Here is a 10,919-nt window from a genome sequence, read left to right as displayed (position 1 = left end):
GACGGATCGCCACCAATCGGAAGACATCACCGATGGAGAACATGCGATGGCAGAGAGCAACGCCCCTGACGGGGCATGGAATTATTGCAGCAACAGCGCGCTCAAGCGCGCCTCACGGCAATTGGGCCAGCTTTATGAAGACGTGCTGGCGCCGAGCGGCTTGAAGATCACGCAGTACACGCTGCTGACGCAGATCAAGCTCGGCCGCGAAACGCCGCTTAAGATGCTGGCGGAGGCAATGGTGATGGATCTCTCCGCGCTCGGGCACACGCTGAAGCCGCTGCAGCGCGATGGGCTGGTCGAACTGGTTGCCGACGAGCATGACCGCCGCGTCAAGCGCGTGCGGCTGACGGAAAAGGGCAATCAATTGTGGAGCGACACAAACGACCTGTGGCGCGAGGCACAGGCACGGTTCGATACGGCTTTCGGAAAGGAAGCCTCCGAAAATCTGCGACGAACGATGGACCTTATCGCATCGCCGGGCTTCGCCGCGGCATTTTCCGGCGCCCGACAGGATCGGGATTGAAGGGCGCGGCAATGATATCCCTGCGCGGGGACAGCGCCATCAGAGCCTGATGACGTAGTCCTTGCGAGTCGTTTCAATGACTTCCCACGTTCCCTTGAAGCCAGGTCTCAGGATCATCCGGTCGCCGGCGCGCAGGTGGACGGGCTCGCCATCGCCTTCGGTGATGATCGAGTGGCCGGAGAGAACATTGAAATACTCCCACTCGTCATAGACGATGCGCCACTTGCCGGGCGTCGCCTCCCAGATGCCCGCATAGAGACCGCCATCGGCCTCCTCCAGGTTCCATGTCCGGAACTGCGGATCGCCAGCGATCAACCGATCCGCCGCCGGCGCGCCGACCTCAGGTTCGACGCCGGTGATATCGAGTTGGAGATGGTTTGCCATCAGTTTTCTACCTTTCGCTTTGCCAATGAGCGCTCATCTGCGCCTCACGGGCATCATTTCTTTTGCGTAGCAGGGGCCTGATTGGCGACTTTCCGCCGGATTCGAAGAGTCGCCCCTGCCCCTTCAACCTCGAACTGCCCCGTCTTCTTCACCAGGTCACTCAGCTTTCGATATCCATAGGTCCGAGGATCAAAATCCGATGAGAGGTTGGAGAGTTGCGTGCCCACCGCAGATAGGCCAACCCAACCGTCCTCACCCGCATTCTGCGACAGAACCTTTTTGATCAACGGTACGACGGCACTTGGCTGCCGGAGAGGCTTGGCAAGGTCTTTGCCGACCTCCCCCTTTGGCACAGAGATCAGATTTTCCGTGTAGATGAAGCGTCTGCAGGCCTGGCGAAAACTCTCATGTGTTTTCTCCTCGCCAAAGCCGTAGACGTCAGTGCCGTGCTCTCGAATTCGGGCAGCCAGCCTTGTGAAGTCACTATCCGATGACACCAGGCAGAAGCCGTCAAATCGGCCGCTATGCAGAAGGTCCATGGCGTCGATCACCAAGGCGATATCGGTGGAATTCTTGCCCACCGTATGGGCGAACTGCTGCTGCGGGATAATCGCATGTTTGGCGAGCACGTCTGCCCACGGCTTCAGGTTTGACTTCGAAAAATCGCCGTAGATGCGCCTTGCGCTCGCCTCGCCGATTTTGGCGATTTCCTCGAACAGGCCGTCCGCGATCTTGGCGGATGTATTGTCCGCGTCGATCAGAACGGCAAGACGTGCCAGACGATTTTCCAGAGCCAATCCCGATCATCCCTTCTCAACTTTAACATCGCATCCGTGCACGATGCTGCGGCACTCACACCTTCGCCAGCGACTGTTCGAGATCGGCGATGATGTCCTTGACGTCCTCGATACCGATCGACAGGCGAACGACATCCGGGCCGGCGCCGGCGGCGGTCTTTTGTTCGTCGGTCAGCTGGCGGTGGGTCGTCGAGGCCGGGTGGATGACCAGGGAGCGGGTATCGCCGATATTGGCGAGGTGTGAGAAGAGCTGCAGGCCCTCGACCAGCGACTTGCCGGCTTCGTAGCCGCCCTTGACGCCGAAGGTGAAGACGGAGCCCGCTCCCTTCGGCGAATAACGTTGCTGCAGCGCGTGGTTCGGATCGTCCTCCAGGCCGGCGTAGTTGACCCAAGCGATCTTGCTGTGCGCCTTCAGCCACTTGGCGACCGTCGCGGCATTTTCGCTGTGGCGCTGCATGCGCAGCGGCAGCGTCTCGATGCCTGTGAGGATCAGGAAGGCATTGAAGGGCGAGATGGCCGGGCCGAGGTCGCGCAGGCCGAGCACGCGGCAGGCGATAGCGAAGGCGAAGTTGCCAAAGGTCGAATGCAGGACCACGCCGTTATATTCCGGCCGCGGGCTCGACAGCATCGGATAGTTGCCCGACTTCGACCAGTCGAAGGTGCCGCCGTCGACGATGATGCCGCCCATGGAATTGCCGTGGCCGCCGAGGAACTTTGTGAGCGAATGCACGACGATATCGGCGCCGTGTTCGATCGGACGGATGAGATAGGGGCTCGCCATCGTGTTGTCGACGATCAGCGGCAGGCCGTGCTTGTGGGCGACATCGGCGATTGCCGCGATATCGACGAAGGTCCCGCCGGGATTGGCGAGGCTTTCGATGAAGATGGCGCGGGTGTTTTCGTCGATCTGGCTTTCGAAGCTCGCCGGATCGGCGGAATCACCCCAGCGCACCTGCCAGCCGAAGTTATCGAAAGCGTGGCCGAACTGGTTGATGGAGCCGCCGTACAGCCGCTTGGCTGCAACGAAGTTTTCACCTGGGCGCAGCAGCGTGTGGAAGACTATCATCTGCGCGGCATGGCCGGAGGCGACGGCGAGCGCTGCCGTGCCGCCCTCAAGTGCCGCGACACGCTCTTCGAGCACCGCCTGGGTGGGATTCATGATGCGGGTGTAGATATTGCCGAATTCCTGCAGGCCGAAAAGTGCGGCGGCGTGATCGGCATCGTTGAAGACGTAAGCCGTCGTCTGGTAGATCGGCGTGGCGCGGGCGCCGGTCGCCGGATCGGGCTTTGCGCCCGCATGCACGGCCAACGTATTGAAACCCGGATCATTCGCGGTCATGAAGTCCTCCCGTTCTGATTTGACTTTGCTGCTTTGACTTCGCTGGGCGGAGCATAGCGGACGATCGGCAAAAGTTAATTGCCATCCGTTTCAACCGAGACGCGTTTGGCGAAAAATTTGCCCTTCTCAGCCGATTAGGCGTGGGTACTCGATTGCCGGGCAGCGATCCATCACCACCTTGATGCCGGCCGCCTCGGCTTTGGCGGCAGCGGCATCGTCGCGCACGCCGAGCTGCGCCCAGATCACTTTCGGGCGCGGGTTCATCGCCAGCGCCTCGTCCACCACCTCCGACAGGTAGTTGGAGGCGCGAAAGACATCGATCATGTCGACCGGCACGGGCACGTCAGCGAGGTGGCCGAAGACCTCCTGCCCCTGGATGCGCTTGCCGACCTGCCCGGGATTGACCGGCACGACCTCGTAGCCACGCGACAGAAGATAGCCCATGACGCCATTGCTCGGCCTTGCAGGATTGGGCGACGCGCCGGTGAGCGCGATCGTCTTTACCGACCGGAGGATATCGAGGATGTATTCGTCGCTATAGTGATCGTGATCCATCTTGCCTTGTCTCCAACTCAATGACAGCGCTAAAGCGCGTCCTATATATAATAGGTACGCCGGATGCCTAAGGAGGAGATTGCCGTGAGAAAAGTGCTTCTGTTTACCGCCGCGCTGCTCGCCGCCACGCCGGCGCTCGCGATATCGCGCTACAATTCGCAGACGATCAGCTGCGACCGGGCACGCGCCGCCATCCATAACGAGGGAGCGGTCATCTTGCGCTACCCCTCCACCCGCGTTCGCGGCATGACGCTCTACGACAGATATGTCCGCAACAGCCGGATGTGCGACGGCAACCAATATGCCGAATGGACCACGGTTCCGACCAAGGACAACCCGAAATGCCGGGTTCTGAACTGTCAGAATATCGACAACCTGGACGGGATGCTGTTCATTCCTGACTATTCGCTCTGAGACACGAAATTCCGGTTGAGCGGCTGCCCATCAGACGGGCATAAAACCCACCAATTTTGACAGGCCGATCTCGCCCTCGCATGGCTTTTTGTGATCTATTTGCATCACCCATCCGGGTTAATGCACTCACTTCAGCCAATGTTCACTGTATATACTGTTTATGTCCTCATTTGTTCATGGCCATTTTAGAAACACCTCATAGTTGAATGAGGAAAAAATGTTTGAAACTTCTGGCGTACGTATCGCAATGGCCGTTTGGCGATATGATCGTCCGAAGGTTGCATAATCGATTAAGCAGAGAGGGAACTGCATAGCTTCGTCTTGATGGCTGCTGTTGCATTTTCCTGATGACGGCGTAACAAGCTTTGTCCTGTCTTTTCGCCACACCATCAGGTAGTTCTTTTGTCCCTCACCGTCATCCTGCTGGTCCTGTTCGGCGCGCTTCTTCACGCGACCTGGAATGCATTGATCAAGGCCGGAACGGACAAGGCGCTGGATGCCAGCCTGATCTCGGCGGGCGGCGCAATCGCGGCCCTGCCGTTCCTCCCGTTCCTGCCCTTTCCCGTTATCGAGGCCCTGCCCTATATCGGCGCCTCGGCGATTTTGCAGTTCGCCTATTTCCAGCTGGTCGCGGGCGCCTACCGGGCCGGCGATATCGGCCTCGTCTATCCGCTGATGCGTGGCTGCGCGCCGCTCTTGGTCGCGGCAACGAGCGGCTTTGTTCTCGGCGAGAGCCTGTCCGGCGGCGCGCTGATCGGCACGATCACGATCTGCGCCGGCATCCTGACGCTCGCCTTCGAGGCCAAGCGCGGCAGCGGCCACGCCATTCGTCTGGCGCTCGCCAATGCCGTGGTCATCGCCACCTACACCTATGTCGACGGCATCGGGGCGCGCATATCCGGCAATGCCATATCCTATACGCTGTGGATGTCGCTGTTGCCGCCGGTGCTGCTGCTCAGCTGGGCGATCTCGCGGCGCGGTGCCTATGCGGTTGCGATGCATGTGAAGGTGAACTGGTGGCGCGGTCTGATCGGCGGCACCGGATCGATCGCATCCTACGGGCTGGCGCTCTGGGCCATGACCAAGGCGCCTGTCGCCACCGTCGCCGCGCTGCGCGAAACATCGATCCTCTTCGCGCTCATCATCTCCGTCGTCTTCCTGAAGGAGAAAGCCAGCCCATGGCGCTACCTCGCCGGCGCGATTATCGCGCTCGGCGGGCTGTTGCTGAAGCTGGCGTAGTAGGTTCCGAGCTCCGCCGGGTTCAGTCCCGCGTCCAATCGGGCATCCGGTTTTCCAGGAATGCTCCGATCCCCTCTTCTGCATCCTCGGTCATCATGCTGTCGACCATGACTTCGGCGGCATAGCCATAGGCCTCCTCGACCGGCATTTCGACCTGTCGATAGAAGGCTTCCTTGCCGATCTGGAGCGCCATGGGCGATTTGCTTGCAATCACCGACGCGTATTTGGTGACGACCTGCTGCAGATATTGTTTCGGCACGATGCGGTTGACCAGGCCGAAATCCTTGGCAGTCGAGGCGTCGATCGTTTCGCCGGTCAAAAGCATCTCCATCGCCTGCTTGCGATGGGCGGAACGGGTCAGCGCCACCATCGGCGTCGCGCAGAAGAGCCCGATATTTACACCCGGCGTGCAGAATGTCGCCGTATCGGTGCAGATCGCGAGATCGCAGGACGCGACGAGCTGGCATCCGGCGGCGGTCGCAAGTCCGTCGATCTCGGCGATGACGGGCTTCGGCAGCTTAATAATCTCCAGCATCAGATCGGCTGCGAGCGCAAAGGTCTCCTCGAAGAAGGCCTCGCCATCATCGGCATCGGCGCGATGCTCGGTCAACTCCTTGAGATCATGGCCGGCCGAGAAGACATCGCCCGTCGATGCGATGATCACGACACGCACGTCGTCGTCCTCGGCCGCATTCTGCAGCTCGCCCATCAGCGTCTCCATCATGGCAAGCGACAGGTGATTGGCGGGAGGATTGTTCAAGGTCAGCCGCAGCACGCCATCGGAAAGCTGGCGCAGCACGAGCGAACCGCTGGCTTTGCTGGCATCGGTGCGGAACGATAGAACTTCGGCCATGATGAAACTCCCTGCATGTCGATTTCGTGCTATCAGTCCTGCCACAAAAGGCCAGCCATTTCGAGGAGAAGCGATGCCGTTGGCGCCAAAGCGCTCACATCGAGACGCTGAAAATTGAGGTATCAAAATACCACATAATTAACATATTGATTTCATTGAATTGTTTTTCCAGCCGCGACCCGCAGCAATATTGACGCTATCGGCCTCAACCTCTATACACACCGCCAGAACGCAGCCTTTCCCGGCTGCTTTCTTTTTGGTGCGCCCCAGGGCTCCCAAATCAAGCAACAAGAAACGCCCTTTCGCCTTCGGGCCAAGGGATCAAAAGAGAGTAACTACTATGGCAACCTTCTCCCAGAAGCCTGCAGAGGTAGAGAAGAAGTGGGTCATCATCGACGCCGAAGGGCTTGTCGTTGGTCGTCTCGCTTCTGTTATCGCCATGCGTCTGCGCGGCAAGCACAAGGCTACCTTCACTCCTCACGTTGACGACGGCGACAATGTCATCGTCATCAATGCCGACAAGGTCGTATTCACCGGCAAGAAGTATTCCGACAAGGTTTACTACTGGCACACGGGTTTCGCCGGCGGCATCAAGGAGCGTACCGCTCGCCAGATCATGGAAGGCCGCTTCCCGGAGCGCGTTCTTGAAAAGGCAGTCGAGCGCATGGTTCCGCGTGGCCCGCTCGGTCGTCGCCAGATGAAGAACCTGCGCGTTTACGCTGGTTCCAACCATCCTCATGAAGCTCAGCAGCCTGTCGCTCTCGACGTCGCATCGCTGAACAAGAAGAACGTAAGGAGCGCCTAAGAATGGCTGACCTCTCCTCCCTGAAGGATCTCGGCACGGCTACCGAAGCTTCGGCTCCGGCACACGTCCGTAAGGTCGATTCGCTTGGCCGCTCCTACGCGACCGGCAAGCGCAAGAACGCTGTTGCTCGTGTATGGGTCAAGCCGGGTTCCGGCAAGATCGTCATCAACGGCAAGGAATTCACGGAATACTTCGCACGTCCGGTTCTGCAGATGATTCTGCGTCAGCCGATCGTCGCTGCTGCCCGTGACGGCCAGTTCGACATTATCGCAACGGTTGCCGGCGGCGGTCTTTCCGGCCAGGCCGGTGCCGTTCGTCACGGCGTCTCCAAGGCTCTCACCTACTTCGAACCGGGCCTGCGCTCGGTCCTGAAGAAGGGTGGCTTCCTGACCCGCGACAGCCGCGTCGTCGAGCGTAAGAAGTACGGTAAGGCCAAGGCCCGCCGTTCGTTCCAGTTCTCCAAGCGTTAATCGCTTCGGACTTCGGAATGCGGAAAGGTCGGGTGCAAACCCGGCCTTTTTTCGTTTTGGCAATTGTTGAATCGATATTCAAATCGCATACCTCTTCGAACAGGCGAGAAGGAGTATTCACTTGGCCAACAAGTCGATCGACCATGCTTTCACGGCAACGAGCCTCACCTCGGCGGCAACGGACCCGACGTTTGCGGGTGCGCTGTCCTTCATGCGCCGGCGTTTCACCAAGGATCTGACCGGCGCCGACGTGGTGGTCTGGGGTATTCCCTTCGATGCCGCGACCTCCAACCGGCCTGGTACGCGCTTCGGGCCGCAGGCGATCCGGCGGGCTTCGGCGATTTTCGACAATGATCCGCAATATCCCTTCAACCGCGATCTCTTCGCTGAGATGGCCGTGATCGACTATGGCGATTGCCTGCTGGATTACGGCAATCACCAGGAGACGCCAGCGGCAATCGAACGGCAGGCGAAGACGATCGTCGATGCCGGCGCCTTCATGCTGACGCTGGGCGGCGACCATTACGTGACATGGCCTATCCTCAAGGCGCATGCGGCCAAACATGGCCCGCTGGCGCTGGTGCAGTTCGACGCGCATCAGGATACGTGGTTCGACGACAGCAAGCGGATCGACCATGGCTCCTTCGTGGCGCGCGCGGTGCGAGACGGGATCATCGATCCCGATCGGTCGATCCAGATCGGCATCCGCACGCATGCGCCCGACGATTTCGGCATCAATATTCTCTACGGCCATCAGGTCGAGGAGATGAGTGCTGCCGAGATCGCCTCGACGATCATCTCGCACACCAAGGGCGCGCCCAGCTATCTGACCTTCGACATCGATTGCCTGGATCCCGCCTATGCGCCCGGCACCGGCACGCCGGTTTCGGGCGGTCCATCCAGCGCCAAGATCCTCTCGGTGCTGCAGCGGCTGCACCAGCTCGATATCCGCGGCGCAGACGTTGTCGAGGTGTCTCCCGCCTACGACCATGCCGACATCACCGCCATTGCGGGGGCGACGGTCGCGATGTATATGCTGGGGCTGCATGCCGAACGACGCGCGACAGCGTCACACGGCTGACTCATCCATCTTCCAAAATGATTCCGGACTTCTTTCTAACCTATTGAAAGTGTGAGCAAGACAATGGCACCGAAGATCTTCATCGATGGCGAACACGGCACGACGGGCCTGCAGATCCGCACGCGCATGGCCGGCCGCAGCGATGTCGAACTTCTGTCCATTCCGGAAGCGGAGCGCCGCAATGCCGCTATCCGCGAGGATATGCTCAATAGCGCCGATATCGCCATCCTCTGCCTACCCGACGACGCGTCGAAGGAAGCCGTGCAGATGGTCTCGGCCAACAACAATGTCCGCGTCATCGACACCTCGACCGCCTACCGCGTCGACCCATCCTGGGCCTATGGCTTCGCGGAGATGGACAAGGAGCAGGCTGGCAAGATCAGTTCGGCGCGCTTCGTCGCCAATCCGGGCTGCTATCCAACCGGCGCTATCGGCCTGATGCGGCCGCTGCGTGCTGCCGGCATTCTGTCGGATGGCTATCCTGTCACCGTCAACGCTGTTTCCGGCTATACCGGCGGCGGCAAGCAGATGATCGCGCAGATGGAAGACCAGAGCCGCGACGACGCGATCAGCGCGCCGCACTTCCTCTACGGCCTCACGCTGACGCACAAGCATGTGCCCGAGATGAAGATCCATGGCCTGCTCGACCGCGCGCCGATCTTCGCGCCATCGGTCGGCAAGTTCGCGCAGGGCATGATCGTGCAGGTTCCGCTGCATCTCGACATGCTGGCCGCAGGCACGACGCTGGAGAGCATTCACGCGGCGTTGACCGCCCATTATGCCGGCCAGGATATCGTCACGGTGGTTCCGCTCGCAGACAGCAGCAAGATGGCGCGCGTCGATGCTGTCGAGCTCGCTGGCAAGGACACGATGAAGCTCTTCGTCTTCGGCACGCCTGGTGGTTCGCAGGTCAATCTCGTGGCTCTGCTCGACAATCTCGGCAAGGGTGCCTCGGGTGCCGCTGTGCAGAACATGGACCTGATGCTGGCCTCCTGAGCGAGGCCGGGGTTCCATGTCGTTTTCCGGTAGCATGGCCGATATCGGTGCGTGGCTTTCCGCCGCGCTGCCGGACCATGGACTTTATACGCTGATTGCCACCGCCTGCATTGCCGGGCTCGCCCGCGGTTTTTCCGGTTTCGGGGCGGCGCTGATCTTCATTCCGCTGGGCGGCGCCATCATCGGGCCGAAGCTGATCTCGCCGGTACTGCTCGTCATCGACGGGCTTGCGACGCTGGGCATGATCCCGCCTGCGTGGAAGCGGGCGAATCGGCGTGAGGTGTTCACCATGGCTGCCGGCGCGATGCTCGGCGTTCCCGCCGGAACCGCCGTGCTGACGCTCATGGACCCGCTGCTCTTGCGCTGGTCGATCACCGTCATCGCGCTGCTGCTGCTTGCGCTCTTGGTCTCAGGCTGGCGCTATCACGGGGAACCGCATTCCTATCTGAGTGCTGCGGTCGGGCTGGTGGCCGGATTGTTCAGTGGTGCCGCCCAACTCGGCGGGCCGCCCGTCGTCGCCTACTGGCTAGGCGGAAAGACAGAGTTCACCAAGGTGCGCTCCAACATCATCATCTACTTCGCGATCTCCACCTGCTTCAGCGTTGCCAGCTATTATGCCGGCAGGCTGTTCGTCGATACCGCCTTCGCGCTGACGCTGGTCATCCTGCCGAGCTATACGATCGGCCTGTTTCTCGGCTCCAAGCTTTTCGGCTTCGCCAAGGAGAGCACCTTCCGGATCATCTGCTACGGGCTGATCGGCGCCTCTGCCTTCCTCGGCATGCCCGCTCTCGACGGTCTACTGCGCTAGAGCGGATGGCGGGCGGGCTTGGCTGGTCTTGAAGACCAGCGCCTCGCCAGGACCATGGACCGCCGCGAAGAGCAGACCGGCCAGGAAGGTGAAGTGGTCGATGAAGAAGCCGAACTCCGCCTGATTGCCGGCCCAGCGCCCGGGTCCGTGGAATGACACGGCGAGGAAGATCACATAGATCCCCGCCAGCAGTGCGGCCGGTGAAAAGAAGATGCCGGTCAGGAAGGCGAGCGCCAGCCCCAGTTCGAAGAAGGCCGTGACCCAGGCGAGAAAGAGCGGGAATGGAAAGCCGGCGGCGGCGATGTAGCCGGCCGTGGCCGTGATATCCATGAACTTGAAGCTCAGCGCCATGATGAACACGCCGGCAAAGATCAGCCTTGCGATCAGAATTGCGATTGTCCTGCCCATATCTTTCTCCCTGTGCCGATAGCGGCTGATACGTGAACGCTCCGCAGCGCGATCGCGCCGCCTTATGATGCAAGGACGAACGGCATGGGGCGCTCCCGACATGCCCTTGCACAATCTCCTCCCGCGTCTTGCCATTCTGATTCAAGTGCTTCGGAAGTCGAGTCCGAAACGCGCCGCAAGTCCATGATTTCGGATTCGATTTAGCGATCGCTACCCGCCACGAGCCGACGCCACCTTTATGAGA

The 10,919-nt window shown here is 60.5% G+C and carries 14 protein-coding genes; 8 read left to right on the top strand and 6 right to left on the bottom strand.

The window, feature by feature from the left end; all coding sequences use genetic code 11:
• Positions 1-46: 46 nt before the first annotated feature.
• Complete coding sequence (locus tag J5286_RS07805) at positions 47-526, top strand: MarR family winged helix-turn-helix transcriptional regulator (protein ID WP_209189849.1); 480 nt, start codon at positions 47-49, stop codon at positions 524-526.
• A 39-nt stretch (positions 527-565) separates the two neighbouring features.
• Here the strand turns inward: J5286_RS07805 and J5286_RS07800 are convergent, their stop codons facing one another.
• From J5286_RS07800 to J5286_RS07785, 4 genes are all read right to left on the bottom strand, one after another.
• A complete protein-coding gene (locus J5286_RS07800) occupies positions 566-910 on the bottom strand; it encodes a cupin domain-containing protein (RefSeq protein WP_209189848.1) in 345 nt (114 codons plus the stop codon).
• 53 nt (positions 911-963) lie between these two features.
• On the bottom strand, positions 964-1,707 hold the full coding sequence (locus tag J5286_RS07795; RefSeq protein WP_209189847.1) for an NYN domain-containing protein: 744 nt from the start codon (positions 1,705-1,707) through the stop codon (positions 964-966).
• A gap of 55 nt (positions 1,708-1,762) precedes the next feature.
• Positions 1,763-3,046 (bottom strand): O-acetylhomoserine aminocarboxypropyltransferase, encoded by a 1,284-nt coding sequence (locus J5286_RS07790; RefSeq protein ID WP_047510539.1) that lies wholly within the window; start codon positions 3,044-3,046, stop codon positions 1,763-1,765.
• 126 nt (positions 3,047-3,172) lie between these two features.
• Complete coding sequence (locus tag J5286_RS07785; protein ID WP_113010788.1) at positions 3,173-3,601, bottom strand: CoA-binding protein; 429 nt, start codon at positions 3,599-3,601, stop codon at positions 3,173-3,175.
• A 63-nt stretch (positions 3,602-3,664) separates the two neighbouring features.
• On the opposite strand from J5286_RS07785, the gene J5286_RS07780 reads away from it, so the two are divergent.
• Positions 3,665-4,015 carry a hypothetical protein gene (locus J5286_RS07780; protein ID WP_245205580.1) on the top strand — a complete coding sequence of 117 codons (351 nt, stop codon included), beginning with the start codon at positions 3,665-3,667 and terminating at the stop codon, positions 4,013-4,015.
• A 402-nt stretch (positions 4,016-4,417) separates the two neighbouring features.
• Positions 4,418-5,254, top strand: a complete 837-nt coding sequence (locus tag J5286_RS07775) for a DMT family transporter (protein ID WP_209189845.1) — start codon at positions 4,418-4,420, stop codon at positions 5,252-5,254.
• 22 nt (positions 5,255-5,276) lie between these two features.
• On the opposite strand, the gene J5286_RS07770 is transcribed toward J5286_RS07775, so the two are convergent.
• A complete protein-coding gene (locus tag J5286_RS07770) occupies positions 5,277-6,107 on the bottom strand; it encodes an enoyl-CoA hydratase (protein ID WP_209189844.1) in 831 nt (276 codons plus the stop codon).
• 340 nt (positions 6,108-6,447) lie between these two features.
• Here J5286_RS07770 and rplM point away from each other — a divergent pair, with 340 nt between their 5' ends.
• The 5 genes from rplM to J5286_RS07745 all read left to right on the top strand — a co-directional run bounded on the left by rplM (position 6,448) and on the right by J5286_RS07745 (position 10,267).
• On the top strand, positions 6,448-6,912 hold the full coding sequence (rplM, locus tag J5286_RS07765; protein WP_018900238.1) for a 50S ribosomal protein L13: 465 nt from the start codon (positions 6,448-6,450) through the stop codon (positions 6,910-6,912).
• Positions 6,913-6,914: 2 nt separating this feature from the next.
• On the top strand, positions 6,915-7,382 hold the full coding sequence (gene rpsI / locus J5286_RS07760) for a 30S ribosomal protein S9 (RefSeq protein ID WP_037177440.1): 468 nt from the start codon (positions 6,915-6,917) through the stop codon (positions 7,380-7,382).
• A 121-nt stretch (positions 7,383-7,503) separates the two neighbouring features.
• Positions 7,504-8,463 carry an agmatinase gene (speB, locus tag J5286_RS07755; protein ID WP_209189843.1) on the top strand — a complete coding sequence of 320 codons (960 nt, stop codon included), beginning with the start codon at positions 7,504-7,506 and terminating at the stop codon, positions 8,461-8,463.
• Between the two features lie 63 nt (positions 8,464-8,526).
• Complete coding sequence (gene argC, locus J5286_RS07750) at positions 8,527-9,459, top strand: N-acetyl-gamma-glutamyl-phosphate reductase (RefSeq protein WP_209189842.1); 933 nt, start codon at positions 8,527-8,529, stop codon at positions 9,457-9,459.
• A gap of 16 nt (positions 9,460-9,475) precedes the next feature.
• Positions 9,476-10,267: a sulfite exporter TauE/SafE family protein gene (locus J5286_RS07745; RefSeq protein ID WP_209189841.1), complete on the top strand. Its 792-nt coding sequence runs from the start codon at positions 9,476-9,478 to the stop codon at positions 10,265-10,267.
• On the opposite strand, the gene J5286_RS07740 is transcribed toward J5286_RS07745, so the two are convergent.
• Positions 10,256-10,675, bottom strand: a complete 420-nt coding sequence (locus tag J5286_RS07740; RefSeq protein ID WP_209189840.1) for a DoxX family protein — start codon at positions 10,673-10,675, stop codon at positions 10,256-10,258. The two genes, J5286_RS07745 and J5286_RS07740, sit on opposite strands and share 12 nt — an antisense overlap.
• Between the last annotated feature and the right edge of the window lie 244 nt (positions 10,676-10,919).

This window comes from Rhizobium sp. 16-488-2b (assembly GCF_017741815.1).
Classification (GTDB): domain Bacteria; phylum Pseudomonadota; class Alphaproteobacteria; order Rhizobiales; family Rhizobiaceae; genus Rhizobium.
The sequence above is the reverse complement of the archived record's forward strand: the minus strand, read 5'-3'. Positions and strand labels throughout refer to the sequence as shown.